The organism is Ruficoccus sp. ZRK36 (assembly GCF_019603315.1).
Taxonomy (GTDB): Bacteria; Verrucomicrobiota; Verrucomicrobiia; order Opitutales; family Cerasicoccaceae; genus Ruficoccus.
In genome coordinates this window covers 2,015,511-2,040,494 of the sequence record NZ_CP080649.1, presented here as the reverse complement: position 1 = coordinate 2,040,494, position 24,984 = coordinate 2,015,511, and the positions used below count along the sequence as shown (strand labels likewise).

The 24,984-nt window shown below is 61.2% G+C and carries 21 protein-coding genes; 12 read left to right on the top strand and 9 right to left on the bottom strand.

All coding sequences use genetic code 11. The features are described from left to right. Positions 1 to 122 precede the first annotated feature (122 nt). Positions 123 to 932, top strand: a complete 810-nt coding sequence (locus K0V07_RS08975; protein ID WP_220624081.1) for a cation diffusion facilitator family transporter — start codon at positions 123 to 125, stop codon at positions 930 to 932. A 55-nt stretch (positions 933 to 987) separates the two neighbouring features. Here K0V07_RS08975 and K0V07_RS08970 read toward each other — a convergent pair whose 3' ends face one another. The 3 genes from K0V07_RS08970 to K0V07_RS08960 form a co-directional block, all read right to left on the bottom strand. Continuing rightward, on the bottom strand, positions 988 to 1,584 hold the full coding sequence (locus K0V07_RS08970; protein WP_220621053.1) for a PEP-CTERM sorting domain-containing protein: 597 nt from the start codon (positions 1,582 to 1,584) through the stop codon (positions 988 to 990). Positions 1,585 to 1,756: 172 nt separating this feature from the next. Continuing rightward, positions 1,757 to 3,721 (bottom strand): hypothetical protein, encoded by a 1,965-nt coding sequence (locus K0V07_RS08965; RefSeq protein ID WP_220621052.1) that lies wholly within the window; start codon positions 3,719 to 3,721, stop codon positions 1,757 to 1,759. Between the two features lie 70 nt (positions 3,722 to 3,791). After that, positions 3,792 to 4,172, bottom strand: a complete 381-nt coding sequence (locus K0V07_RS08960; RefSeq protein WP_220621051.1) for a hypothetical protein — start codon at positions 4,170 to 4,172, stop codon at positions 3,792 to 3,794. A 197-nt stretch (positions 4,173 to 4,369) separates the two neighbouring features. Here K0V07_RS08960 and K0V07_RS08955 point away from each other — a divergent pair, with 197 nt between their 5' ends. Next, positions 4,370 to 5,263, top strand: a complete 894-nt coding sequence (locus K0V07_RS08955; protein ID WP_220621050.1) for an alpha/beta hydrolase — start codon at positions 4,370 to 4,372, stop codon at positions 5,261 to 5,263. Positions 5,264 to 5,499: 236 nt separating this feature from the next. Here K0V07_RS08955 and K0V07_RS08950 read toward each other — a convergent pair whose 3' ends face one another. Together K0V07_RS08950 and K0V07_RS08945 are read right to left on the bottom strand one after the other, a co-directional pair. After that, positions 5,500 to 7,221 (bottom strand): ATP-binding cassette domain-containing protein, encoded by a 1,722-nt coding sequence (locus K0V07_RS08950; protein WP_220621049.1) that lies wholly within the window; start codon positions 7,219 to 7,221, stop codon positions 5,500 to 5,502. Positions 7,222 to 7,525: 304 nt separating this feature from the next. After that, positions 7,526 to 8,542 carry a tRNA-dihydrouridine synthase family protein gene (locus K0V07_RS08945; RefSeq protein ID WP_220621048.1) on the bottom strand — a complete coding sequence of 339 codons (1,017 nt, stop codon included), beginning with the start codon at positions 8,540 to 8,542 and terminating at the stop codon, positions 7,526 to 7,528. Between the two features lie 104 nt (positions 8,543 to 8,646). Between K0V07_RS08945 and ispH the strand changes: the two genes are divergently transcribed. The 4 genes from ispH (at position 8,647) to K0V07_RS08925 (ending at position 13,051) form a co-directional block, all read left to right on the top strand. After that, on the top strand, positions 8,647 to 9,519 hold the full coding sequence (gene ispH / locus K0V07_RS08940) for a 4-hydroxy-3-methylbut-2-enyl diphosphate reductase (protein WP_220621047.1): 873 nt from the start codon (positions 8,647 to 8,649) through the stop codon (positions 9,517 to 9,519). Positions 9,520 to 9,560: 41 nt separating this feature from the next. Further along, positions 9,561 to 10,454: a DUF3313 domain-containing protein gene (locus K0V07_RS08935; protein ID WP_220621046.1), complete on the top strand. Its 894-nt coding sequence runs from the start codon at positions 9,561 to 9,563 to the stop codon at positions 10,452 to 10,454. A gap of 277 nt (positions 10,455 to 10,731) precedes the next feature. Continuing rightward, positions 10,732 to 12,138 carry an aspartate aminotransferase family protein gene (locus tag K0V07_RS08930; RefSeq protein WP_220621045.1) on the top strand — a complete coding sequence of 469 codons (1,407 nt, stop codon included), beginning with the start codon at positions 10,732 to 10,734 and terminating at the stop codon, positions 12,136 to 12,138. A gap of 160 nt (positions 12,139 to 12,298) precedes the next feature. After that, complete coding sequence (locus K0V07_RS08925; RefSeq protein WP_220621044.1) at positions 12,299 to 13,051, top strand: DUF2071 domain-containing protein; 753 nt, start codon at positions 12,299 to 12,301, stop codon at positions 13,049 to 13,051. Positions 13,052 to 13,205: 154 nt separating this feature from the next. Here the strand turns inward: K0V07_RS08925 and K0V07_RS08920 are convergent, their stop codons facing one another. Continuing rightward, positions 13,206 to 13,763, bottom strand: a complete 558-nt coding sequence (locus K0V07_RS08920; RefSeq protein ID WP_220621043.1) for a flavoprotein — start codon at positions 13,761 to 13,763, stop codon at positions 13,206 to 13,208. Between the two features lie 323 nt (positions 13,764 to 14,086). Between K0V07_RS08920 and leuA the strand changes: the two genes are divergently transcribed. The 4 genes from leuA (at position 14,087) to K0V07_RS08900 (ending at position 18,927) form a co-directional block, all read left to right on the top strand. Beyond that, positions 14,087 to 15,790, top strand: a complete 1,704-nt coding sequence (gene leuA / locus K0V07_RS08915; RefSeq protein ID WP_220621042.1) for a 2-isopropylmalate synthase — start codon at positions 14,087 to 14,089, stop codon at positions 15,788 to 15,790. 352 nt (positions 15,791 to 16,142) lie between these two features. Beyond that, the gene (locus K0V07_RS08910) at positions 16,143 to 17,093 is read left to right on the top strand and encodes a hypothetical protein (RefSeq protein WP_220621041.1); all 951 of its coding nucleotides are present in this window, start codon (positions 16,143 to 16,145) and stop codon (positions 17,091 to 17,093) included. Between the two features lie 90 nt (positions 17,094 to 17,183). After that, positions 17,184 to 18,167, top strand: a complete 984-nt coding sequence (locus K0V07_RS08905; protein ID WP_220621040.1) for a hypothetical protein — start codon at positions 17,184 to 17,186, stop codon at positions 18,165 to 18,167. Between the two features lie 91 nt (positions 18,168 to 18,258). Further along, positions 18,259 to 18,927 (top strand): hypothetical protein, encoded by a 669-nt coding sequence (locus K0V07_RS08900; RefSeq protein WP_220621039.1) that lies wholly within the window; start codon positions 18,259 to 18,261, stop codon positions 18,925 to 18,927. 72 nt (positions 18,928 to 18,999) lie between these two features. On the opposite strand, the gene K0V07_RS08895 is transcribed toward K0V07_RS08900, so the two are convergent. Together K0V07_RS08895 and K0V07_RS08890 are read right to left on the bottom strand one after the other, a co-directional pair. Further along, positions 19,000 to 20,499, bottom strand: a complete 1,500-nt coding sequence (locus K0V07_RS08895) for an FAD-linked oxidase C-terminal domain-containing protein (RefSeq protein ID WP_220621038.1) — start codon at positions 20,497 to 20,499, stop codon at positions 19,000 to 19,002. A gap of 108 nt (positions 20,500 to 20,607) precedes the next feature. Next, positions 20,608 to 21,741 carry an ATP-dependent 6-phosphofructokinase gene (locus K0V07_RS08890; protein ID WP_220621037.1) on the bottom strand — a complete coding sequence of 378 codons (1,134 nt, stop codon included), beginning with the start codon at positions 21,739 to 21,741 and terminating at the stop codon, positions 20,608 to 20,610. A gap of 108 nt (positions 21,742 to 21,849) precedes the next feature. Between K0V07_RS08890 and K0V07_RS08885 the strand changes: the two genes are divergently transcribed. Together K0V07_RS08885 and K0V07_RS08880 are read left to right on the top strand one after the other, a co-directional pair. Then, positions 21,850 to 23,178, top strand: coding sequence for a PQQ-dependent sugar dehydrogenase (locus K0V07_RS08885; protein WP_220621036.1), 1,329 nt, complete (start codon positions 21,850 to 21,852; stop codon positions 23,176 to 23,178). Positions 23,179 to 23,246: 68 nt separating this feature from the next. Next, positions 23,247 to 23,597, top strand: coding sequence for a diacylglycerol kinase family protein (locus tag K0V07_RS08880; RefSeq protein WP_220621035.1), 351 nt, complete (start codon positions 23,247 to 23,249; stop codon positions 23,595 to 23,597). Between the two features lie 19 nt (positions 23,598 to 23,616). Here K0V07_RS08880 and xylA read toward each other — a convergent pair whose 3' ends face one another. Further along, positions 23,617 to 24,924: a xylose isomerase gene (xylA, locus tag K0V07_RS08875; protein ID WP_220621034.1), complete on the bottom strand. Its 1,308-nt coding sequence runs from the start codon at positions 24,922 to 24,924 to the stop codon at positions 23,617 to 23,619. Positions 24,925 to 24,984 lie beyond the last annotated feature (60 nt).

Here is a 24,984-nt window from a genome sequence, read left to right as displayed (position 1 = left end):
GACGGTCACGGCCATTCCCACGGGCACGGTCACAGCCACGCCCCGCCAGGAGTTCCCCGCAAGCGCCTGCTGCAGGCTATGATGATCAGCCTGGTGATCACCGCGGCACAGATCACCGCGGGATCATTTCCGGCAGCCTCGCGCTGCTCTCGGATGCCCTCCACACCGCCACCGATGCCCTTGCTCTGGTCATCAGCTATTTTGCGCTGCGCCTGGGTGATGCCAAAAGCACACACAGCTTCACCTTTGGGCTCAAGCGGGCTGAGATCATGGCCGCTGTCCTCAACTCCGGCGTGCTAATCGGCCTGAGCCTGTGGCTGATGTACGAGGCGGTCATGCGCTTCATCCACCCCGAGCCGATCGAGCCGGGCATCATGGCTGGCGTCGCCCTCATCGGCCTCATCGCGAATATCGTGATGGCTGTCATGCTCCAGCGTGGCTCCAAGGAAAACCTTAACATGCGCGCCGCCTACCTGCATGTGTTGAGCGACGCCATCGTCAGCATCTGCGTCATTGCAGGCGGGATCGTGATCCTCGTCTGGGAGTCCGCTACCTGGGTGGACCCGCTGCTGACGGTGCTTATCTCAATCTGGCTGATCAAGGCCAGCTGGGCCATCGTCTGGCACGCCTCAAAGATCCTCATGATGGCCGCTCCCGAGTCCCCCACCCTAGAGGAAATCGACGCGGCGATCAGCGACATGGACGGTGTCTGCAATGTCCACCACGCGCACCTCTGGGCGCTCAACGAGCAGAACGTACACTTCGAGGCGCACGTGGAGATCGAGGACCGCATGGTCAGCCAGACCACGGAGCTCCTTAACCGCATCGAACACGAGCTGCACGAACACTTCGGCATCAACCACGCCACGATTCAGTTCGAATCCGGACGCTGTAAGGAGTGCTCACTGGTCGTCGATAAAGACACTGAGTAGCTGCGGACGTCAGTCTCTCAGCGCCGGTCCATTAGCTCCTAAGACGAGCAGTTAGCTACGCCTGCTTGCGCTGGCGACGTACGCCAACCCAAAGCAGAGCCCCCAGAGCGAGAACCGCCCCGACGTGGGCGGGCTCGGGCACGTCGGAAAACTCAACCTCCGAAAGCATCGTCCACTGAGACGCACGGGTAAAGCTCACAACAAACTGATCCGTCGTCACGGAAAACCCGCTAAAGGTGAGCGGTATCGTCGTACCGTTACCGGCAGGATTGACCACGTTGAAAGTCTGCGAAAAGGCCTCACCGGGGGTTGAGAGCGTGATCGTTGCGGGCAACCCCACACCAGCGTAGTTATCGCTATCCGCGGCCCAAACGGTGACGCTGCGGATCGTTTCCTCCTCGGAGAAATTAAAGGTGATGCTAGCGTTATTGTTCAACCAGCCTACCAGCGGTACTGCATCTGAGCCGTCGATAGTCATACCACTCCCCCAGGCAACCGTCTCGTCTACACCATCCGTCAACTCCGTACCGCCACTATCTGGATAGCTGCCGGAGGGGGACGTTGAGTAGCTGTAGTTGAGCACCGGGATCTCAGCCGAAGCCAACGGGCAGAGCACGCTTAGCGCGAAGAAAGACAGAGTAGCGAACCTCATAACGTAAATTAGTACACCTACAGCTATTCGGCTTCGCTTTTTACACAAGCGTAAAGCTCCCTGTCCAGTGTGTAGACCCCACTCCAGCAGAGCCAAAAGCAAAGTCGCAGACCTTGCCCTTCACACAGGAGCCCGGCGGTTTGGGTCTGGAAAAACGCCGCGACAGGCAGGTTCAGCCCTCCGCGTCCTGCTTGGCCTGCGTTTCCTTGATCTGGTCCATCAGCTCTTTACTCACGCGCTCGATGCCGATGCGACACGTCTTGGAGGCCGGGTAAATATCCTGCGCCGCAAGAAAACGGCTGAGGCTCACGGCGTATTGGCCGTTTTTCTCGGCCCGCTCGGCGGCATCGACCGCCCCGACAAAGTCCGCCACACGCGGGGCGACTGCCGCCTTGGCGCGAGCGAGCGAGGGGTCGTTGGGCTCCAGATCGGTGGCACGCAGGAGCATCTCCCACGCTTCGTAGGCATTCTCCTGCTCGGACTGCTCCTGAGCAGCGGCGATGAGCATATCGACCGTGCCGACGCGCTCGGCCACCTGCTGCAGCTGCTCGGAGCGCAGCGGGTCCTGCATCAGCGCGGCGGCGAACTCCGTGCGCCGGTCGTAGATCTGCCTAAAGTCTTCGCGGGTGTAGAGCTGGTCAAACATCAGCGTGGCCTGCGTGGAGATGTCCGCGCGGTTGGCGATGTCGAGGGTGAAGGTCTTGATGGCCGGGTTCAGCGGCCAGATCTCGGTGGCGCGGGCGAGGGACTTCTCGGCCTTGTCTGTCTGCCCCATGGCGAGGGCCTGCTGGGCGGCCAGCAGAGAGAGGTTACTCAGGCGCTCAGCTGAGCGTACTGCAGAGAGCACACGAGAGGCGGGGAAGTCCTGCGCGATCTCACCAATCTGGTCCACACTGGCCTCAATCGCGCCGTAGTCCTTCAGGTCGGCCAGCATCTGCACCTCGCGCACGAGGCGGTAGAGCTTGAGCAGCTCGCGCTTTTTCTCCGGCGGGAACTCCAGCACCTGCGGCATGTATTCACCCAGGTAGTACGTTTCCTGCAGGCGCTCCAGTGCGCCGTAGCGCTCGTTGCCATCATAGAGCGTCTCCACCGTGCGCATGCCGCTTTTGACATCGGCCATGGCCTCGCGGGCGATAAACTCCAGCGTCTCCACCGTCGGTGAAAAATCCGAAATCGGGATAAAGCCCTTGAGCTGCTCCTGCCCGACGATCATCTGCATGTGCGAGCCCTTGAAAACGTAGCGGTAGAACATGCACCCGATCAGGCAGTGCTCGAAGCGGCGGGAGAGCAACATGTTCAGCAACTGCGACTGGAACTGCAGCTTCGCCTGCAGGCCGTTGGTCACGCGCTGGGCCTCCAGCCCGGTGATACGGGCCTGCGTCTCGGCCAGTCGCTCCGCCCGGAACGTCGCCTCGGTGATTCCTTCAAAGGTTTCGCCGGTGTGCCGGCCCTGTGCCTTGAGCCTCTGGTTCTCGTCAAACTCGACCTTTTTGTACCAGTCGCCGGATACCAGCTCGTCCTGAATCTTCCTCTGTTCATCGGCCAGCATCACCTGCGCCTGATCGAGGTTGACGTTCTCGTCGCGGATGCGCCAAACGTTGTAAACCTGATTGGCAATAACCAGCGAGGTGCCCCCGTCCATCTCGTAGCGGGCAGCGACGAACAAAAGTTGCCACGCCTCGAAGAGCTCGTCGTTGAGCTGCTGGGCGTCCTTGACCTCACCCTGCCCGACCTGCGAGAGCAGTTCGTGCACCCGCTCGATAATGCCGAGGTAAACGTCCTCGTCATCCGGCAGCGCGGGGGTGGCCAGGTAGCGCTCGAAGCGCGCACGTACCACGCGAGAGTTCCCGATGGCGAAGGTGCGGCCCTTCCAGTTGAGCGTCCCCTCCTCCAGATCCACCGCGTCGCTGTCGGTGTCAAAGAGGTCCTTGGAAAACGCCCGCAGTGTTTCGCTCTCAAACATCCCGCCGCCGGAGCCGACATTCATCGTGTTGGCGTTGGACGGCTGGGCAGCCGGGGCGGCTGCAGGCTGGGCCTTTGGCGTCGTGCGCGTAGGCAGGCCGACACTTGGCGGGGCCTGCGCGATCAAAGTGGCGGCCGATAGGCTGGTCAGCAGAAGCAAAGACAGGGTGCGCATGTCGACGAAAGGACTTGGGTTGAGAGGGCGTATAAAGGGTTAGAGGGCTACCAGCATAGTCGGCGAAATTTTAGTACTTCTCCAAATCTTCCACGTAGATGAGCCCGCCCTGGCGGATGGCTACCTTCATCTTGTAGCGCTGGCCGGTGTGAATGCTCAGGCCGAGGGCGTCGGGGATGAAGACCGGCAGGCGCTGGTCCGAGTCATCCGGCACCACGGCGAGCAACCGCCCGGTGCCTTCCTCCCAGTCCAGCAGGGAGTGAATCTGCGCAGTGAGCGCGTACTCGTTACCGAGCAGGTTGGAGGGCTGGCTGCGGTAGGTCTGCGCAGGAAAGGACTCCAGCGAGCCAATCCCGTCCGAACGCATCACCAGCAGCATGACCGCAATCACGGCGACCACGCCGATAAAGATCGCCGCCGAAACAAGGGGGTTGAATTTCGAGGAAGCCATACGAAAATCCGGAGCGCCGGGCAGCCGGGTTAGTAGATGCTAATAGATGCTAACCACTCTACGGTCATAAAGTTGCATGGCAAGCGCGCTCTTACAGCCCAAGCAAAGGGCATTTACATGTGCGCATAAGTATGTCGCTGCCGTATCCTTGAAAACCCTTGATTCCCGGACAGCTCCCGGGCCTAATAGTTTTACCCATGATAAAGCTCAGTTCATCCCTTCGCGTTTTGTTTTGTACCCTCGCCTCGCTGGTGACTCTCGGTGCCGCCTACGGTGGCCCCAAGGCCGACGCGGTGATCCCCTACAAAAAGACCGACCAGGGAACGCTGAACCTGTACGTGTACTACCCCGAGGGTCATAAGCCTTCCGATCAAACACCCGCCATCGTGCTCTTTTTCGGGGGTGGCTGGAAAGGCGGCAGCGCCTCGCATTTTTCCCAACAAGCCAAGTACCTGGCCTCGCGCGGCATGGTCGCCATCTGCCCGGAGTACCGGACCGAAAAAGGACACGGCACCGATCCGCGCAAGTGCGTCAGTGACGGCAAGTCCGCCATGCGCTGGGTCCGCGCCCACGCCGATGAGCTCGGCATCGATCCCGACATGCTCGCCGCCGGTGGCGGCTCGGCCGGTGGCCACGTGGCGGCGGCGACCGCACTGGTCGATGCCTATGACGAGGACGCCGACACCTCCGTCAGCTGCACCCCGGATGCACTCGTGCTTTTCAACCCCGTCATCGACAACGGCCCCAACGGCTACGGCTACGAGCGCGTCAAGGACTACTGGGAGAGCTTCTCGCCCATGAACAACATCGACGCCGACGCCCCGCCCACCGTCATCCTCATCGGCGACAGTGACCAGCTGGTCCCCGTTGCCACCGTCGAGGAGTACCAGAAGCGCATGCAGAACGTGGGCGTCCGCTGCGATCTCCACATCTACGAAGGCCAGAAACACGGCTTCTTTAATAAAAGCAAAAACCCGGAGCACTACACCCTCACGTTGATCGAAGCGGACAAGTTTCTCGAGTCCCTCGGCTACCTTCAGGGCCAGCCTACGCTCAAACCGCCGTCTCCCGAAAAGACCGGCAAGAAGTAATCGGGACAGCGAACGCAGTGAGCGGCAGGACGCGGTCCTGCACCTGTGACTCCGGCTGGAGCAGCATTGATGCCACCGCCTTAGCGGTGGCATGGGCAGCGGCGATTGTCGCCAACCCAAACAAAGTCCGCTCACCTCACCTGAGCAGCCTATCATCCTTGTAGGCAAATTACCATTGACTTCGAGCGTAGGGGCGAAGCCCCTTAATGCTGCTCCAGCCGGAGTGTCCTGTGCGGTCACGCCCCCCTTGTGCGGGAGCAGCCCCAGAGGATGAGGGCAGCAGCGGCAGCCCCCTGTAGCACGAGCACAGCGATGGCCTGCGCGGGCGATGCAACCCAGTCGGCGTTGTTCTCGCGAAAGGCGTCCCACAGGCGCGTGTCGAGCATGGAGCTCAAGTACCCGGCCCAGCCCCAGTAGCTGTTGATAAACGGTCGGCAGAACCACACCAGCGCGTCTGGCAGAGCCAGCACCACGCCCGAGAGCGGAAGCTGAAAACCGACCAGATAAATCGAGAGCAGGCTGGCCTTTTCCGCCGACTTGCACAGCGCCGAAAAGCCCAGACAGACCAGACTCATCGAACCGCACACAAGGATGAGCATCGCCAGCTGCGTCAGCCACGGACCGGGGAAGCGGCAGATCACTTTGACGAAGAAGGTCATCCACGCCCCCTGGAACGCCGCGATCAGCAGCACAAAAACAATCTTCGAGAGCGCGTAGGGCACCACGCCGAGCCCGCTCAGGCGCTCCTTCTCGTAGAGGCTGCGCTCGGCGGCGATTTCACGCGCGCCGTTGTTTGAGCCCATCAGCGTGAGCAGGATGACCTGAAACATGACCAGCCCCGTCACCAGCGAGGCCGTCTCCATCGCCTCGATCTTGAACTGCATGTTTTGCTGCAGCTCATCCAAAAAGCCCAGCGAGCGGTCGAGCGCGAGGGACTGAATCTGCGGCAGCCCGTCGAGCGCGAAGATCACCACCAGACACGGGAACCCGAAGGTGATGGCCAGCGTCAGCCATAGGTAACCGGTGTCGCGGAAAAACAATACAAAGCGCCGCTGCAAAAGCGTCAGCAACTGCGAGACATGCCCCGGTCGGGCTGCGGTCGGGGCAGGTGTTTCTGTCTGTGCTGGCTCTGACTCGAAGGATGCACTTACCGTCGTCTCCTCAGCAGCACCACTCCCCTCGCCTCCCGGGGCAAGCGCGGCGCCTCGTTGCTCGCTCCACCGCTGTTGCCAATGGGCCAGCGGCTGGGTGTTGAGCCGATCGTAGAGGTGCAGCGCATCGGGGATCTCAAAGAACGCGCACAGCGCGGGCAGCGTCCCCTGAAAGACCACGTCGCCCTCGTAGACGACCGTGATCCGATCAAAGCAGTCGAGCTTGGCGAGGTTGTGGATGATGCACAGAAAGGTTTTCCCCCGCTGCTCGCAGAGCGTGCGCATGAGCGCGAGGATCTGGTCCTCGGAGAGCGGGTCGAGCCCGGAGGTGACCTCGTCGCAGATCAGGCACGGCGGGTCGAGCGTCAGCTCCAGCCCGAGGCCGATGCGGCGCAGTTGTCCCCCGGAGAGCGACTCCACGCGCTTGGCCCGGTGCTCGGCCAGCCCAATGACCGTTAAAATCGTCTCCAGCCGCCGGGCGCGCTCGTCCGCGTCGCTCACGTACAGCTCCAGCGCGTAGCGCAGGGACTCCTCCACCGTCAGCTTGGGCTGGGCGATGCTGAACTGCGGCGCGAACCCAACCCGCCCCACCAGGTCCTCCGAACGGGTGATCCGGTCTCCCCCGCAGTACGCCTCACCCGTGGCAGGAAGGATACCGAGGATGGCCTTCATCAGGGTGGTCTTACCGCAGCCCGAGGGGCCGATAACGGCGTTCATGCCGCCCGCCAAAAACTCCGCCGAAGCCCCGCGCAGGAGCGTCGTCTTGCCATCGGGGGTTTTAACGGTCAGCTCGCGGCAATGGATCATTGAAGACCAGTGAGTAATGCGACACACGCAGCTTGGCAAATCCCGAATAGATTAACCGCAAAGGACGCGAAGTACGCAAAGGGGAGAAGACAAAGACTCACACGGAGGCACAGGGGCACGGAGAAAAAAGGGAGAAATCATCAAAATAGCCCCGGCACACTATAGTTCGAAGGTTGGCTCGTCGGCTTGTCGCTCTTTCCATTGCAGAGGATCAATCATCAGACGCCAGCGAACCTATCTCCGTGCCCCTGTGCCTCCGTGTGAGCTTCTTCGAAAAAAAACGTCCTGTGCGGTCACGCACCGCTTACCCCCAGCATGAATAGCCCGGCGGCTCGCCGTACTCGGCGAGGTGTTCCTGCGAGAGGGCGCGCAGTTCGTCGAGGGATTTAACGCGGTCGATGGCGGGGCGGAGCTTGCGGGAGCCGGCCATGTCCTTGGTCAGGGATTTGACCTTGGCGCGCATCCAGGCGATGTCGTCCGCGGGCTTGGCCTTGTACGGGCCCTTCAGCAGCAGGTCCAGATAGCGAAAAACCGTGGCCCAGCGTTCACGCACGGTGGGGGGCTCGGGGGCCTCGCCGGTGGCGAGGGTCTGCTTGATGACATTGAAAATCCACGGGTAGCCGAGCGCGGCACGGCCGATCATGAGGCCGGAGACAGCGGACTCCCTGCGCATGCGGGCCACGAAGTGCCAGTCGCGCACGTCGCCGTTGCCGATGACGGGGATGGGCAGCTCGCGGGCCACCTGCTCGATCACGTCCCAGTCGGCGTGCCCGCCGTAGCCCTGCTCCTTCGTGCGCCCGTGTACCGCGAGCGCGCGGATACCGACATCGGTCAGGATCTTGCCCACCTCCATCGCGACGATGGACTTGTGGTCCCAGCCGATACGGATCTTGGCGGTCACGGGGCACTCCGGCAGGGCCTTGACCACCGCCTCGGCTACCGCGCCGAGCCGGTCGAGGTCCCGCAGCAGGGAGGAACCGGCGTTCTGGTCGATGACCTTGCAGGCCGGGCAGCCGTAGTTGATGTCGATAAAGTCCGGGCGTACCTTTTCCCAGACACGGCGGGCCGCCTCGGCCATCGTCTCGGGATTTGAGCCGAAAAGCTGGACGCCCATCGGTCGCTGACCCTCGGTGAAGTCCACCGCCCGCCAGGCCTGGGGACCGCCGCGCAGAAGACCGTCGGCCTGGACAAACTCCGTCACCATCACATCGGCGCCCTGCTCCTTGCACAGCTGGCGGAAGCCGAAGTCCGTGTAGCGGGCCATCGGAGCCAGATAGAGGGGGAAAGCCCCCCCGGCGAACCAGGGCAGATTATCAGGCATGATCAGCGTTTCTTATAAACATAGCGAATAGGAGCCATTAAAAATACCCTTGCGTATTTGCAATGGCGAAACAGGCTAAGTAGGTTTACAGAGCTATTTTTACCATGGAAGTTATACGAGCCCAAAGCGCCGGCTTTTGCTGGGGAGTGGAACGCGCCATCAACGTCGCAGCCAAATTTGCCGAAGAGGGCAAGCGCCCGGTCTACACCGACGGCCCCCTGATCCACAACAAGCAGATGATGGAAAAACTGGAAGCCGTCGGCATCCAGGAAGTCGGCGATTACCAGAGCAAGACTGAAGTCAAAGTCACCGAGCAGGACCGTGAACACGGTGTCCTGGTCGTGCGTGCCCACGGCATCTCCCCTGAGCGCCGCACCTACCTGAAGGAGCTCGGCATGGACTTCAAGGACGCCACCTGCCCGGACGTGGGCATCATCGCCGGTAAGATCAAGCTGCACTCCCGCAAGGGCTTCACCACCGTGATCTTTGGCGACCCCGTGCACCCCGAGGTCATCGGCCTGATGGGCTACACCGAGGACCGTGGCTATGTGGTCAAAAACGAGGACGACATCCGCGCCCTGCCCAATCTTGGCGACAAGGTTTGCTTCGTCTCGCAGTCCACGATGTTCACCGACGAGTTTGAGCGCCTGGCCGGCATCCTCAAGGAAACCTACCCGGAAGCCCAGGTCTTTGATACCATTTGCGGTGCCACCAAGGAACGCCAGAGCGACATCCACGTCCTCAAGGACTCCGGCGCCGAAGCCATTGTTGTGGTCGGTGGTCGCCACTCGGCCAACACCCGTAAGCTCGCCGCTCTGGTGGAAAAAACCGGACTGCCCGCCTACCACGTCGAGACGGCCTCCGAGCTGGACTTCGAACACCTCCGGAAGAACTACAAGCGAATCGGTGTGACCGCCGGTGCCTCGACCCCGGAATTCCTCATCCAGGAAGTCGTCGAGCAGCTCCAGAAGGCCTAGCCTGCCGCTTGACGATTCCGTCTTAGCCACGCTTTTGTGCCATGAAATTCCTCACCCTGGCCATCTGTCTCCTTACAGGTGCAGTCTGTCTGCACGCCCAGAGTGACGACAGCAGCAGCCAGGAAGGCATCCTGGGCGGGGGTATTCTCGGTAATCTGCGTGACCGCGTGAACCAGCGCACCCAGAACATCACCGATAATAGCGCCATCCTCAGCTCCAGCTCTTCACTGGATGCGGACAGCCAGCCCGGCCCCGCCCAGCAGGTTGTCGGCGCCGTCACGGATCCGATCAAGGAAGGCGTGAGCTCTGTCATGCCGACCAAGGAAGCGCCCATGACGAAGTCGGGCTTTCTGCCCAGCTACGAAGGGTTTAAGGAAGACTCCGACACGGGAGCCTGGGTCTGGGTACGCGAGGAGGGCGAGCTGGCCCACTACGATAAGTTCATCATCTCGCCGATCATCGTCTACACCGCCAATGATGCCCAGTTCAAGGGTGTCAACCCGGACGATCTCAAGAAGCTGACCGACTACTTTCGCGCCGAGCTGACCAAAGCCCTCGATGCGGCAGGCTATCCGGTCGTCTTCCAGCGGGGTGAAGGCGTGGCTGTGCTGCGGATCGCCATCGTCAACGTCGTCCCCGGTAACCCGGTCATGTACGCAGGCTCGTGGATGCCCTATGCGCGGATCGCCGATGCGGCCAACCAGGCCACAGGCGGCACCCCGATGGGCGTCGGTTCTATTTCTATCGAGGCAGAGATGCTCGACTCAGTCTCCGGCCAGCGCGAGGGCGCAGTCATCGACACGCTAGCCGGGAAAAAGCTCGAAGTGCGCCAGAGCATGAACAAATGGGGCGACATCGCAGAGGCGGTTCAAACCTGGGCCCAGCGTTTTACCGCTCGTGTGGAGAAAGCCCACGGGCAGGACAGCAACGACTGATTCCCCCGTCGCCTCTTTCGTCCGGCAGCCGTCTGGACGGAGCTGACTTTTTCGTAGATCACTCCCCTTCACCCTTTTACCGATTCCCAGACACAGGAGAAGGAACTTTTTCCTTTTGTTGGGAGACTGAATATTACCTATTTTTCAACCGAGTCTTATCGCGGACAATGATACTTGTCATAAAACCTGCTGTCATTTTCGACAGTGGCAGGCTAAAGCCTCACCAAGCATTGCAATTTCCGCATGAGGCGCTATAAATGGCGGATTGGATAAAACCATGGCCTTCGATCTGAGAGCAATTATTACCGAACGACAGGGCGAGAACTACGACCTGCATCATAAGTACGTCAACCGTACCCTGGCCAAAGTGCTGGGCACGATCGGCTTCGACAAAGTCTACGCCCGCGCCGAAGGGTCCTACCTTTACGACATGGACGGCCGTGACTATCTGGACTTTCTCAGTGGTTACGGGGTCTACAACATGGGCCGTAACCACCCTGTCGTGCGCAAAGCGATCGAAGACGTCCTCTCCCTGGACCTGCCGAATATGGTGCAGATGGACTGCGCCCTGCTCAGCGGGCTGCTGGCAGAGAAGGTTGTCGAGATCACGCCGCCGCATCTGGATGCCTGCTTCTTCGCCAACTCCGGCACCGAAGCCGTCGAGGGTGCCTTTAAGTTTGCCCGCGCCGCCACCGGCCGCACCCGCATCCTGTCTCTTTCCGGGGCCTATCATGGCCTGAGCTACGGCTCCCTCAGTGCCACCCAGAACGCACAGTTCCAGGAGGGCTTTGGTCCGTTCCTGCCGGGGGTAGAAAAGGTCGCCTTCAACGACGTAGCCGACCTCGAAGCCAAGCTGAAGCAAGGCGATGTGGCTGCGTTTATCGCAGAGCCCGTACAGGGTAAGGGCGTCCACATCCCCGATGATCACTATTTCCCCGCTGCGCAGGACCTGTGCCGCAAGTACGGGGCTCTCTTTATCGCCGACGAGGTCCAGACCGGCCTCGGACGCACCGGTAAGCTCTTCGGGTTCCAGCACTGGGATCTGGAGCCGGACATCGTGACCATGGCCAAGGCCCTTTCCGGTGGCTATGTCCCCTGTGCCGCCATCGTCACCACCCGCAAGATTTACCAGGGGGTCTTCTCCCGGCTCGACCGCTGCGTCGTGCACTCCACCACTTTTGGCCGTAATAACCTGGCCATGGCCTCCGGGCTGGCCTCGCTTGAGGTACTCCAGTCCGAGAACCTGGTCGAAAACAGCCGGGTCATGGGTGAAAAGCTGATGGATGGCCTCAACAACCTCAAGGCTCGCCACGACCTGATCAAGGAAGTGCGTGGTAAAGGCTGCATGATCGCCGTCGAGTTCCAGCAACCCCGTTCGCTCAAGCTCAAGATGGCATGGAAGGCCATCCACAAAGTGAATCAGGAGCTGTTCGCGCAGATGGTCGTCAGCTCACTGATGGCCAACCACCGCATCCTGACCCACGTGGCCGGGCACAACATGGACGTGGTCAAGCTGCTTCCGCCGCTCATCATCGGGCAGCAAGAGGTAGACCGCTGCGTGCAGGCCTTCGACAATGTCCTGTCCGAGGTGACGAAGTTCCCCGGACCGATGTGGGAGTTTGGGACAAATCTGGTCAAAACCGCTATCGGTCAGAAGCGCCAGAAGCAGACAGCCCAGGCTTAAAAGCCCGGGCGCCGGAGGTGACGCTTAATCCAATTTCGGCACTAAAGCTTAGCTGAAAAATGCCGAAGCCATTATTTGTAAACAGTTTTTGCTGGCCTTACCCCCTGCGCGCCCACTAGAGGTTAACCTGTAGTTTCCCCTACGACATCCTCCAAAAAATATGCTCCCCACCACGGATCAGCGACTGGCAGCCCGAGAACCGGACGGTAAGGCGTCCCTGGCATTTTTACAGCATTGGGAGCACCTGCTGCTGCTTCACTGGAAGGTCGATCCGCAACTCATCCAGGACACCCTCCCGCCGGGACTACATGTCGACCTGGCCGAGGATAGTGCGTGGCTGAGCATCGTTCCCTTTGTCATGAACTGGGCGCGCCCCCGTCGGCTCCCCGCCCTGCCGCTGCTCTCCCACTTTCTGGAGTTAAATGTCCGCACCTATGTCTACGACGACAATGGCGTGCCCGGCGTGTGGTTCTACTCGCTGGACTGCAGCAGCGGCCCGGCCGTCTGGATCGCCCGCAAGTTCTTCAAGCTCCCGTATTTCCAGGCCCGGATGAAGGCCGCCATCACCGATGATGTGCACTATACCTGCCGCCGCGCAGACCGCTACGGCGGCGCCCCCTACGGCAGCTACCGGCTCTCGGTCTTCCGCTACGGAGGACAGGGGCAGATTCGCATCCCCGAGCCGGACACCCTCCCCTTCTTCCTGCTGGAGCGCTATTACTTCTACGCCTGGGACGACGGTAAGCTCCGCCGTGGCCAGGTCGCCCACTCCCCCTATCGTTATCAGGAGGCTGACGTCGCTACCTTTGACACCATCCCGCTCTGTCTGGACGACCTCCCGCTTCCTTCCACGCCGCCTGATGCCAAGCACTACGTGGACAAGGTCAAGGTGGACGTCTACGGGCTCCAGTAAGAGCTGCGCTGTCGGCACCATGCCCGGCAAGTAAGGCTCAGTTAGATTTTTCTACAGGCGGGCTTGTCTGCGGTACACGCGGGCAAGCCCGTTTTTTGTGCCCGCTGATAACGCAAAACGCAGTCAACACCCAGCATCCTCAGCGGACACGACCTCAATGATTCTTCTGGAAAAACGCGGCCACACGGGCCACGATTTCATCCACCGGGGATAGCTTCCCCTCGCCTTCATAGCCGCAGGCGAGCATGCCGCCTTTTTGCGGCTCGATAAACTGCGTACCCCGCGCACGCAGGGTGTCCATGTTGGCCTGCGTGGCCGGATGCCGGTACATTTTGCCATTCATGGCTGGGGCAATGATGACCGGTGCCAGCGTGGCCAGGTAGATCGAGGTCAGCAGGTCCGGTGCGAGCCCATGGGCGAAACAGGCAATGATGTTCGCGGTGGCAGGCGCGACCAGAAACAGATCAGCTGAGTCAGCCAGCTCGATGTGCTCCGGCTGCCAGTCCTTCGACTGCTGCCACATATCCGTCCCCACCGGGTTGCGGGAGAGCGTCTGCAGCGTGAGCGGTCCGATGATGTGCGTGGCCTCTTTGGTCATCACACAGTGCACACTGGCGCCCAGCCGTGTGAGCTGGGAGGCGATATCGGCGGCCTTGTAGGCAGCGATAGAGCCGGTGACGCCGAGGACAATGGTTTTGCCTTGTAGTGGCATAATAACGGTGTTGTAGCCGGTTCCTTCCCCAATAGCAGCCAAAAAATGCCCGCACAGGGAAGCCTTGACAATCGGCCTTTGCGGGCGGATATTGGCGTCTCATGAACGTCGCAGCATTCCGCCACCTTCTTGGTTCGGTGCTTCTCCCCTGAGGGGGAGTAGCGGGATGTCACATGCCCCCGAGGCGGGGCGAGGCCGTTGGATCGGCCACTCAGACACGGATTGAATCACCCCACAGAGGTGTTGTGTCTATTCTTCATTGCACGCTTGAGTGCTTTTTCCGGTTTACCTAACGTTCAACCTTTTCCCACAAACGGCTTTTCATGAAACCCTCCAGTATTCGCAAGTACGTCCCCTTCCACCGGCGCTTCAGCATCCCGCTGAAGGACCGCCAATGGCCGGACCGCGTGATCGAAAACGCTCCCATCTGGTGCAGCGTTGATCTGCGCGACGGCAATCAGGCCCTCGCCATCCCGATGAACATCGAGGAGAAGCTGGAGATGTTCCGCCTGCTCGTGAAGATCGGCTTCAAGCAGATCGAGGTGGGCTTCCCCTCGGCCTCCCAGACTGAGTTCGACTTCCTGCGCCGCCTGGTGGAGCAGAACGAGATCCCCGACGACGTGCAGGTCCAGATTCTGGTGCAGGCCCGCGAGCATTTGATCCGTCGCTCCTTCGAGGCCTTGAAGGGCGTCAAGCGCGCCATCGTGCACCTCTACAACTCCACCTCCCCGCTGCAGCGCAAGATCACCTTCTCCGACGCCAGCAAGGACGACATCAAGCAGATCGCCATCAAGGGTGCCCAGTTGGTGCGCCAGTTGGCCGATGAAGCCGAGGCTGAGGGCAGCGAGATCACCATGGAGTACTCGCCCGAGAGCTTTAACGACACCGAGATCGACTACGCGATCGAGATCTGCGAGGCCGTCATGGACCAGTGGAAGCCCACTCAGGAGCGCCGCATGATCCTGAATCTGCCTGCGACCGTCGAGTGGACCACCCCGAATGTCCATGCCGACCAGATCGAGTACTTCTGCCGCACGATCAAGAACCGCGACACAGTGTTCGTCTCCCTGCACACCCACAACGACCGCGGCACCGGCGTGGCCGCCACCGAGCTGGGCTTACTGGCCGGGGCCGACCGCGTCGAGGGCACGCTCTTCGGGAACGGCGAGCGCACCGGTAACCTCGACATCGTCAACGTCGCCTTGAACATGAACAGCCACGGCATCGAGACCGGGCTGGACTTCTCCGACCTCTCCAGCATCCGTGCCGTCTATGAGCGCTGCACCCGCATGGGCGTACACGAGCGCCATCCCTACGGCGGCGAGCTGGTCTTCACGGCCTTTTCCGGTAGCCATCAGGACGCCATCAAGAAGGGGCTGGACCGCCGCAAAAAGTCGGACGAGGAGCACCCGGCGTGGGAGGTCCCGTACCTGACCATCGACCCCGAGGACATCGGCCGGACCTACGAGGCCATCATCCGCATCAACAGCCAGAGTGGCAAGGGCGGCGTGGCCTACATCATGGACACCGAGCACGGGCTGGAGCTCCCCAAGAGCATGCACCCGGAGGTCGGCAAGGTCGTCAACGACGAGGCCGACCGCCAGCAAAAGGAGCTCAACGCCGACGAAATCCGCGAGGTCTTTGAGCAGAACTTTGTCAACTTGACCGACCCGCTGGAGCTGGGCGAGTACGAGCTGTTTCACCAGACGGAGACTCCCGGCATGGTCCGCTGCATGGCGCAGGTCATGTACCAGGGTAAGTCACTCCAGATCGAGGGCACCGGTAACGGCCCGATCAGCGCCTTTGTCAACGCCGTGGATCAGCAGGGCTGGAAGCACTTCCGCCTGACCGACTACCGCTCCCACTCCGTGGGTAAAGGCTCGGCCTCCAACAGCGCCGCCTATGTCCAGCTGCAGGACGAGGATACCGGGCGGCTGACCTGGGGCTGCGGTATCGACAGCTCCATCGAGATGGCCGGCCTGAAGGCCCTCGTCTCGGCCTTTAACCGCCTCAAAGCTGAAGGCTGAGCGCGCCGCTCCACCACTGACTTTACCTCGACAGGCTGCCCCTCACCGGGCAGCCTGTTTTTGTCGGTACACCCTCAACAACGCTTGCCCATGTCTCTGGTTAAACGTCAATGCCTCGGTTGGATTCTCTTCGCTCTGGTCGTCATGACCTGGCTTGGGTGGCCCCACCCAGACTCTCCGCTCAAGGAAGCCCTCAATCATCCTCTCCCTTGGCTTATCGTCATCCTGGTCAATAACCTGATTATCCTCAGCTCTCTACCCAAAGGCGAAAAAAATAAGGGATGAGCCTCAGCGTGACGGGTGGCTTCGGGGTTGTACCCGGCGCCATCCTGGCTAAAGTATGACTCGGATTATGCGGGCGAGCTACCTACTGCTATTTTCGGCCGGGCTGGGCCTGGCCAGTTTGGCGGGCTATCTTTATCTCGATAGTCTGGACGAAACGACGACTGAGGACACGCCCTCCGAGGCTGAAACGCCCATCGCAGGCGATTGGGAAGCGACGGCGGAATTCGTCCCGGAGATTGTCCAGTCGGACACCGTCGGCAAGTTCAACGAACTCCTTGACCTCGAAGTCGGCACGCTCAACGAGATCGAGCAGGACCTCGACGGCAAACCCGCCAAACCGAAGCCGAAAAGTGAGCCGGAAACCACGCCTGCTGCCCCGGATAAAAACACACCGCCAGCACCCGAGCAGCCCACGCCCACCACACCTCAGCCTGAGTCCAACCCTGCCGCCACGGGCACCGGTCCCGACCTCAGTCTGCCCGCATTGAAAGCCGCCCGTACCAACACGCAGCCGCTGACGGTTCGCACGGTCCTGCACGGCAAGACCTACCCGTACCGTGTCCTCATCCCGGCTGGATGGCGCATCCTTTACAACACCGAGGAGATCAGCGCCCTCGCCTATCAGGAGGGCATCTACGTGCTGATCGAGACCGGCCCCTGGTCAACCACGCAGGAGGACTGGGCCCGCAAGTCCCTGGCGAGTCTGCTCGCACGACAGCCGGACCTGCAACTGGCCGGTGACGACACCCTTGAGATCGACGACCGCCCCTGGCAGCAGCTCTACCTGCGCCAGCCCACCTCCGTCCTCGCCGACCCGCAGGAGGCCATGCTCCTGACCTACGGCGCACGTAAGCATGGCAGCTACCGCATCATCCTCACCGGCCCGGCCGATAGCCTTGATCGCCACGTCCAGGCGCTTAACCAGATCATCGGCACCTGGCATTTCCCGCCGGATAACTTTATGCCTGAAAACGCCTCCTCTGTGCGCATCTACGTAGACGGCAAGCAGCACTACTAAAGCTGCACGTCTGTGCGTCCGAAGCGCCTTCCCAATCCCTCACCTATCAGCTTGAGCTCGTCTCGGCTTCTCTCACATAGTCCCTGCTCCATGCCGCACGTTTCGACGGATCAACCGCGTTTCAGCCGACTGCTTGCCGCCGTCCTGCTGCTGAGCCTGCCCGCCCTGAGCGGATGCCTCACGACTGAGCCAGCCACCCTGACCGCTGAGAGCATCACCAGCTCAGCGGCCATCCCGCGCGGCTATCAGGTCGATGTCCCGGCTGGTTTCACCGCACAGGCCCTGCCCGAGTACCTGCCGCACGTCCCCTATACGCCCCAGTGGCTGGAGACCGAGGAGGCCTCGGGCTTTTCGTCCATCACGGCCACTCAGGCCCTTGAGCAGAAACTGCGCGCCGACCTGCTTCTCTATCGCCGCCCGAACTACCGCGCCTACTTCAGCACCGGTGGCGAGGACATCTTGCTGGTCTCTCTCGATCAGCAGGATATGGCAGCGCCCTCGCCCTTCCTGGTTTTCAGCACCATCAATGCCCATAACACTGCCGGAGCCGCGGCATTTCCCCCGCTCAGGGACGGCAACCTGAGCAGCCTGGCAAGCTGGCTGGCGGGCACCCTCGCCACGGAAGCTACGGACGTCTCCGTCGAGACGCGTACGATAGCAGGCCGCCAATGGGTCTGGCTAGCCGCACGCCTGGCGACCCCATTTACCTACCCCGACCTCGACCAGTCCACCGCAGACTCGGAACCCCAAACATCAGACGAAACCTCGGATCAAACGGCCTCAGCAGACGCATTCGAGGAACCTTCGGAAGTCCCCTCTCCTGACGCTCCCAAGCCTGTCGAGTGGTACTTTCTCTACGCTATCACACGAAGCAAAGATATGCTCTACGCGGTGGAAGGATGGGCACGCCCGAATGACCTCACCCGCATGACCGATGCGATGGAGATGATGACGGCCTCTCTGCTCACAGGCTATCAGCGCACCCCCGAAGAAATCGCCCCACCGCCCACCGACAGGACGGATGCCGCCAACATCCCAACGGAAACATCTACAGCGGCAAAGACGGCCCATTAGAGGTACTTTACCCAATCAACAGCTATTCCATTATACACTGAGTAAGTAATAATAACTTGTCCGTAGCAGGCACATCACGCATACCTCTCACATGCGTTATACTCCTGTTATCCTGCTGTTTTGCGCCACTCTCATCCTGGGCGGATGCCTCACCCTCGAAACCCCCACCGTCGCCAACAACACGGTAAGTGCCCAAAACGTGGGTCGGCGCGGATTTTCGTTCCCGCTGCCACCCGGTTATCAGGCGAGTACGCCGGAGGAGTTCGAGTCACTCGCTCATGCGGAGGCCTCAACAGGCTCCCAAAGGGTCATGAACCTGATTACGGAGACTAGACAAACATACAACAGCAGCGGAAAGACCCTTTTCATCTACCGCCCCGATGAACTGATTGCTGGTAATTTCAGAACAATCATCATTTTCACGTATAGTCTCCACAATGTTCCTGAACCCCTCGATAAACACACGGCGATCCGTGACATGGTCATGGCACGATCAAGGAACCATGTCACCGAACGCCTTGGCGAGGTCATGACGATTACGAGCTCCTCAACATTTGAGCTCAATGGTCGCCCCTGGAACCGCATTACCGGGATTGAAACCGAAAACATCGACGGGAAGACCTACAAACGCTACATGTGTACCCTTCTCACAGCCGGTGATCTCAATGACATGCACAAATTCATCGGCTTCACCACCGAATCCGATGGCGGCGACCTTGAGCAGGTCTTGGACAACATGGCGAACCAAATGAAGCTCTAGAGCCTCACTACACCATTTATAAAAAAAAGCCTTCCGGGTAAACCGGGAGGCTTTTTTATGCGCCCGATTCGATCAATGATCCCACGGGAAACGCCAATCGCGCACACGCGGGACCTGCCACATGTCGAAGGGCTCGAACATCTTACCGGGGTTGAGAATCCAGGCCGGGTCGAGTGCGTCCTTGATGCGCCTCATCGCAGCGATCTCCGCCTCGGTATGCTGGAGGTGCAGGAAGGGGCTCTTGGCGAGGCCGATCCCGTGCTCGCCGGTGATGGACCCACCCAGCTCGACCACCTTGCGCATGATCAGCTCGATCGAGGTCTTGGCACGCGCGCGCTGCTCGGGATCATCCCAGTCAAACATGACGTGGACGTGGAAGTTTCCGTCGGCAGCATGGCCAAAGGTCGGTGTGGCCAGACCGGTCTTTTTCTTAACCTCCAGCGTGTACTTGAGCAGCGGGAGCTGGGCATCCAGAGGCACGACAATGTCTTCATTGAGCTTCGTGTCGCCCATCTGAAACATCGCCTGCGAGCAAGTCCGACGGATACGCCAGAGCGCCTCCGCCTGCGCGTCGTCGCGGGCCTGCCTCACCCACTGGGCACCGGTCCCCAGAAGCTCACGGGCCCCCTTGAGCTGGCGACGCACCTGAGCCGCATCACCGTCGATCTCCATCAGGAGCATGGCCGGAGCCAGGTCGCCCGGCTTGACCCGAAAGGGCAGCGTACCAAGGGTGCCGGCACGCTCATGCTTGCGTAAAAAGCACTCCAGCGTCTGCCGGTCGATAAACTCTAAAATGGACGGCACCAACCGTGCCTTGAGGATCCGCTTCACCGTACGCAGAGCCGCTGCCTCACTCTTGTAGGCGGCCAGCCACGTCGCCCGCACAGAGGGGCGCGGGATGAGCTTGAGCGTGGCCTTGGTGACGACGCCGAGCATCCCTTCCGAGCCGATCCACAGATCACGCAGATTAAAGCCGGAGACGTACTTTTTCAGCGGCAGCCCCCACTTGACCGGCTCACCGGTGGGCAGAAATCCCTCCAGCGCCACCACATAGTCACGGGTCACGCCGTACTTGGCCGCCCGCAGTCCCCCGGCGTTGCAGGCGATGTTACCTCCGATGGTCGAGTACCCCTTCGAGGAGGGGTCCGGCGGGTAAAACCACCCCTTCTTCGCTGCCGCCTCGTCGATCTTGGCATTCAATGCACCTGCACCGACATGCGCGTAGCCACTGACCGCATCGATTTCAATAGAGTCCCAGGATGACAAGTCCAGCACCCAGCCGCCAAGGATGGGCGTCGTCGCCCCCGTGGTCGCCGAGCCTGCCCCGCGCGTCGTCACCGGCACGCGATACTTGTTGGCTAATCGCAGGGTGGCAGAGACTTCCTCATCGCAGGCCGGGTGCAGGACGGCCGCAGGCATATGAGCCAGACGACAGGTGTCTAGCGAAGCCGTTTTCAGGGCCAGCTCACCGGTCTCGATACGGCCACTGGCGAATGCCTTGCGCAGTTGGCGCAGGGCGAGCGCCTGACGGCGTGAGTCGGCGTAGCCGGCGCTTTCGGAAGACTTGCTCATCGTCCATACATAAGGCATGAGGGCCTCCCCCGGAAAGGGAAAAAACACCCAAGCCTCTGCGATGGTCTACAGCCTACCGCAGCCTTGTTGTGATGGAAATCTGCTCCCCTACCGGTGGTCGCCGAGGCAGGTCTCCACGAGCATGGCGGACTTCAGCCAGTCGTGATCGTGGGGCACGGTCTTGATGATGCCTGCCACCTTTTCCAGCGGGACCGGCACAGCCTGCGTTCCCTTGACCGCGATCATGTGGTTGTAGTGCCCCTCGGCCAGCAGGCGGCCAGCCATGGTGCCAAGCAGCGTACACAGCAGGCGGTCACGCGCGCTGGGTGAGCCACCCCGCTGGACGTGCCCGAGAGAAGTCGTGCGCGCCTCCAGACCTGTCATCTGCTGAAGCTCGCGGGCGATGCGGCTATCCAGCGACTCCTGCACCAGATGCGGCTCGCCGGGCTTGTGCTTGCGGGCGGCGGTCTTCTTTTTGGCCTTTTTCTTTTTCTCTTTTTCCTCGTCGGTTTGAGAGGCTTCGGCCTTGGAGATAGCGCCTTCGGCGACAGCGATGATGGAAAAGCGTTTGTTGTGCTTACGGCGCTCGATCAAGTGCTCGGCCACAACATTCAAGTCGTAGGGAATCTCGGGAATCAGAACAACATCCGCGCCCCCGGCGATACCCGCGCCCAGTGCCAGCCAACCGGCCTTGTGGCCCATCAGCTCGCAGACAATGACGCGGTGGTGGCTGGTCGCGGTGGTGTGCAGGCGGTCAATGGCGTCGGTCGCGATATTCATCGCCGTATCGAAGCCGAAAGACACGTCCGTCACGGCCACATCGTTATCAATGGTCTTGGGCAGCGTGAGGACGTTGAGCCCGGCCTTCTGGATGCGCAGGGCGTTTTTCTGGGTACCGTTACCACCGAGACAGACCAGGCAGTCGATCTGCTGGGCCTTGGCGTTGGCCACGGCGACTTCGGTCATATCGAGGACCTGGTCGCCCATCGGCATCTTGTGCGGCTTATCGCGGCTGGTCCCCAGCAGCGTGCCCCCAAGAGTCAGGATACCGGAGACCTGCGCGTCATCGAGCGGCGTAAAGCGGTTCTCCACCAAGCCCCGGAAACCATCCATGACCCCGAGAACTTTGATCCCGTGGTGAATAGCGGCTTTGGCCACCCCGCGGATGGCGGCGTTCAATCCTGGGCAGTCCCCGCCGGAGGTGAGGATGCCAATACATTTGGTTTTCGGCTTACGGGCCATAACTGGGAAAAGACTATACGCCATGACAAGCGACTTTGACAAGTCCCCTATCCGCGACGACAGTAGCGGTGCTTTAAGTTTTAACCTCCAGGACTCATAGCCAATCCCATGCCACGATCTCTCTTTCTCCTCCTGTGCCTGGGCCTGCCGCTTGGTTTGCTCGCCCAGCTCCCGAACCAGAACCCCGCCCAGCCGCCGCTGGGCCCCGCCGCGGACGGCCTAAGCCTGCCTGCCGGGTTTAAGGCCGAGGTCATCAACGAGGCGGTCGGGCCCGCCCGCCACCTGACCGTGCGCGAGAACGGCGACATCTACGTGCGGCTGAGTAAGCGGACGGAGGGAGGTGGCATCGCCGCCCTGCGCGATACGAACGCAGACGGCAAATACGACCAGGTGGAGTACTTCGGCCCCGGCGAGGGTACGGGGGCCGCACTGGTCACCGTCAGCACCCCGGCTGGCCCGATCGAATACCTGTACTACTCCAGCTCCACCGAGGTCATGCGCCAGGAGTTTGCCGGTAATGAGCTCGTCCCGTCAGGCCCCATCGAGACGGTCGTGGCGGGCTTCCCGCGCCAATACGCACACAACGCCAAATCCATCGCCCTCGATGGCGAGGGGCGGCTCTTCGTCAATTCCGGGGCCCCGTCAAACGCCTGCCAGGAAAAGCAGCGCACACCCGGCTCTGCCGGTATCGTCAACTGCCCCCAACTCGACCGCAGCGGTGGCATCTGGGTCTTTGACGCCACACAGACCGACCAGCGCCAGAGCGACGGTAAACGCTTCGCCACCGGCCTGCGTAATTGCGTGGCACTCGCCTGGAACCCGGCCTCCAACCAGCTCTACACGGTCATGCACGGGCGCGACCAGCTCAGCAACCTCTTCCCCAAGCTCTATACCCAGAGCGACAATGCCCGCCTCCCCGCCGAGGAGATGCACCTCCTCACCGAGGGCAGCAATGCCGGCTGGCCCTACACCTACTGGGACCCGTCCAGTAACAAACGCATGCTCGCCCCCGAGTACGGCGGTAACGGCAAGACCGTCTGGCGCCCCGGCCTCATCCGCGGGCTGGAGGGAGACCCGCAGTTTCAGGATCCGGTCATCGCCCTGCCCGCCCACTGGGCCCCGAACGGCCTCACCTTCTACACCGGCAGCCAATTCCCCGAGCGCTATGAGGGCGGTGCCTTCATCGCCTTTCATGGGTCGTGGAACCGCGCCCCGCTCATGCAGGGTGGCTACAACATCGTCTTTGTCCCCTTCGACGGTGAGAAGCCCTCCGGCGGATGGGAAATCTTTGCTGATGGCTTCGCGGGTGAAGCCGAGGTCAAAAGCCCCGGCTCAGCCAAGGCCCGCCCGGTCGGCCTGGCCGTCGGCCCCGACGGCAGCCTCTACGTCAGCGATTCGCGACAGGGTCGCCTCTGGAGAATCAGCTACGAAGACTAAAGGCACTAAGGGATAGAAACATTGAGGACGCAGACGCGGTTTTATCTACAAAAACAATCCCCGCAGCTATGAAGCTCCGCCCTCGCCTTGACGCCTTTCGCCACGCGCTACGAGGGCTGGCGACGTTTGCCGCGCATGGCTGCCACCCCAGGCTCCAAATCGCTGCGGCCTCAGTGACGGTCATCGCAGGTTTTATCCTAAAACTGTCTGCAGGCGAATGGCTCGCAGTCATCCTGTGTATCGCACTGGTACTGGCGGCCGAGGCCTTTAACTCCGCCCTGGAGGAACTCGCTGACGAGGTCACCCTGGAGCGCCGCCCACGCCTGCGTCGCGCCAAGGATATGGCGGCGGCTGCGGTCCTCATCTGCGCCCTGGCGTCACTGGCAGTAGCCGCCATCATCGTCGCCCAGAGACTCTGAAAAGCGTATTGGCGGGCAACTACATATAGTCGTTGACCATATTTTCGAGCATCTCCTGCCTTCCCGAGGGGGTGATCGGCTCTTTCTTACGGAGAGCGATTTTCTCCAGCTCGACCAAGGTCAGCTTACCCGTCTCGATCCGGTGCCCCAGCGCGCTCTCCCAGCTGGAGTATCGCTCTGAAATCAAGTCGCAGATGCGATGGTCCTCGATGATGCGGTGAGCGATCTTCAGCCCGCGAGCCAGCGTATCCATACCGCCGATATGGGCATGGAAAAGATCGACGGGCTCAAAGGACTCGCGGCGGCGCTTAGCGTCAAAGTTCAGCCCCCCGGTGGTGAATCCCCCCATCTTCAGTACGACGAGCATGATCTGCGTACCCAGGTAAATGTCCGTCGGGAACTGGTCCGTATCCCACCCGCAGTGCGGCGTGCCAGAGTTGGCGTCGATCGACCCGAGAGCGCCCGCCGTAGCGGCGACCAGCAGCTCATGCAGCATACTGTGCCCGGCCAGCGTGGCGTGGTTGGTCTCGATGTTGAGCTTGAAGTGGTCGAGCAGATCATACTCACGCAGGAAGTTTAAACACGCGGCCACATCGGAGTCGTACTGATGCGTCGTCGGCTCCTGTGGCTTGGGCTCGATGTAGAACTGCCCCTTGAAGCCGATGCGCCGGGCGTGATCGACGGCCATGTGCAGGAATGCCGCCAGGTGGTCCAGCTCGCGCTTCATATCTGTGTTCCAGAGCGTGGAGTAGCCTTCACGCCCTCCCCAAAATGTGAACCCCTCGCCACCGAGTTCATGCGTGACCTCCATGGCTTTTTTCACCTGAGCAGCCGCGTAGGTGAAGACATCCAGATACGGCGAGGTCGCCGCCCCCTGATTATAGCGCGGATGCGTAAACAGGCAGGCCGTGCCCCAGAGTAGCTTCTTACCCGTGCGGTCCTGCTGCCGCTTGAACTCCGCCACCACGGAGTCCAGGTTGCGGTTGCTCTGAGCCAGGGTCTTACCCTCGGGCGCGATGTCGCGGTCGTGGAAGCAGTAGTAGTCGATCCCGCACTTATGCAGAAATTCGAAAAAGACTTTTACCCGCTTCTTGGCGTTTGCCAGCGTCTGCGAGCCATCATCCCAGGGCATCTGTGCCGTGCCCACGCCGAAAGGGTCACTGAGGGGATTTCGCATCGTATGCCAGTACGCACACGCGAAACGCAGATGCTCACGCATCGTCTTATCGCCGACGACTTCATCGGCATTGTAGTGACGGAAGGCCAGCGGGTTTTCAGTACCGGGGCCTTCGAAGGGAATGACAGGGACGTCAAAGTATTCAGGCATAACGAGAGAAAGAGGAGGGGAATGGGTTGGGTGAGAAACTGCGCACGGCCAGCAAACACC

Excerpts from the sequence above, each read along its gene's own strand:
- K0V07_RS08895 (WP_220621038.1), bottom strand. The coding sequence starts at position 20,499 with ATGAGCAAGTCTTCCGAAAGCGCCGGCTACGCCGACTCACGCCGTCAG.
- xylA (WP_220621034.1), bottom strand. The coding sequence starts at position 24,924 with ATGCCTGAATACTTTGACGTCCCTGTCATTCCCTTCGAAGGCCCCGGT.
- K0V07_RS08930 (WP_220621045.1), top strand. The coding sequence starts at position 10,732 with ATGGCCTTCGATCTGAGAGCAATTATTACCGAACGACAGGGCGAGAAC.
- ispH (WP_220621047.1), top strand. The coding sequence starts at position 8,647 with ATGGAAGTTATACGAGCCCAAAGCGCCGGCTTTTGCTGGGGAGTGGAA.
- K0V07_RS08925 (WP_220621044.1), top strand. The coding sequence starts at position 12,299 with ATGCTCCCCACCACGGATCAGCGACTGGCAGCCCGAGAACCGGACGGT.
- K0V07_RS08885 (WP_220621036.1), top strand. The coding sequence starts at position 21,850 with ATGCCACGATCTCTCTTTCTCCTCCTGTGCCTGGGCCTGCCGCTTGGT.
- K0V07_RS08880 (WP_220621035.1), top strand. The coding sequence starts at position 23,247 with ATGAAGCTCCGCCCTCGCCTTGACGCCTTTCGCCACGCGCTACGAGGG.
- K0V07_RS08910 (WP_220621041.1), top strand. The coding sequence starts at position 16,143 with ATGCGGGCGAGCTACCTACTGCTATTTTCGGCCGGGCTGGGCCTGGCC.
- K0V07_RS08890 (WP_220621037.1), bottom strand. The coding sequence starts at position 21,741 with ATGGCCCGTAAGCCGAAAACCAAATGTATTGGCATCCTCACCTCCGGC.
- K0V07_RS08950 (WP_220621049.1), bottom strand. The coding sequence starts at position 7,221 with ATGATCCATTGCCGCGAGCTGACCGTTAAAACCCCCGATGGCAAGACG.
- K0V07_RS08955 (WP_220621050.1), top strand. The coding sequence starts at position 4,370 with ATGATAAAGCTCAGTTCATCCCTTCGCGTTTTGTTTTGTACCCTCGCC.
- K0V07_RS08900 (WP_220621039.1), top strand. The coding sequence starts at position 18,259 with ATGCGTTATACTCCTGTTATCCTGCTGTTTTGCGCCACTCTCATCCTG.
- K0V07_RS08960 (WP_220621051.1), bottom strand. The coding sequence starts at position 4,172 with ATGGCTTCCTCGAAATTCAACCCCCTTGTTTCGGCGGCGATCTTTATC.
- K0V07_RS08935 (WP_220621046.1), top strand. The coding sequence starts at position 9,561 with ATGAAATTCCTCACCCTGGCCATCTGTCTCCTTACAGGTGCAGTCTGT.
- K0V07_RS08970 (WP_220621053.1), bottom strand. The coding sequence starts at position 1,584 with ATGAGGTTCGCTACTCTGTCTTTCTTCGCGCTAAGCGTGCTCTGCCCG.
- K0V07_RS08945 (WP_220621048.1), bottom strand. The coding sequence starts at position 8,542 with ATGCCTGATAATCTGCCCTGGTTCGCCGGGGGGGCTTTCCCCCTCTAT.
- K0V07_RS08965 (WP_220621052.1), bottom strand. The coding sequence starts at position 3,721 with ATGCGCACCCTGTCTTTGCTTCTGCTGACCAGCCTATCGGCCGCCACT.
- leuA (WP_220621042.1), top strand. The coding sequence starts at position 14,087 with ATGAAACCCTCCAGTATTCGCAAGTACGTCCCCTTCCACCGGCGCTTC.
- K0V07_RS08905 (WP_220621040.1), top strand. The coding sequence starts at position 17,184 with ATGCCGCACGTTTCGACGGATCAACCGCGTTTCAGCCGACTGCTTGCC.
- K0V07_RS08920 (WP_220621043.1), bottom strand. The coding sequence starts at position 13,763 with ATGCCACTACAAGGCAAAACCATTGTCCTCGGCGTCACCGGCTCTATC.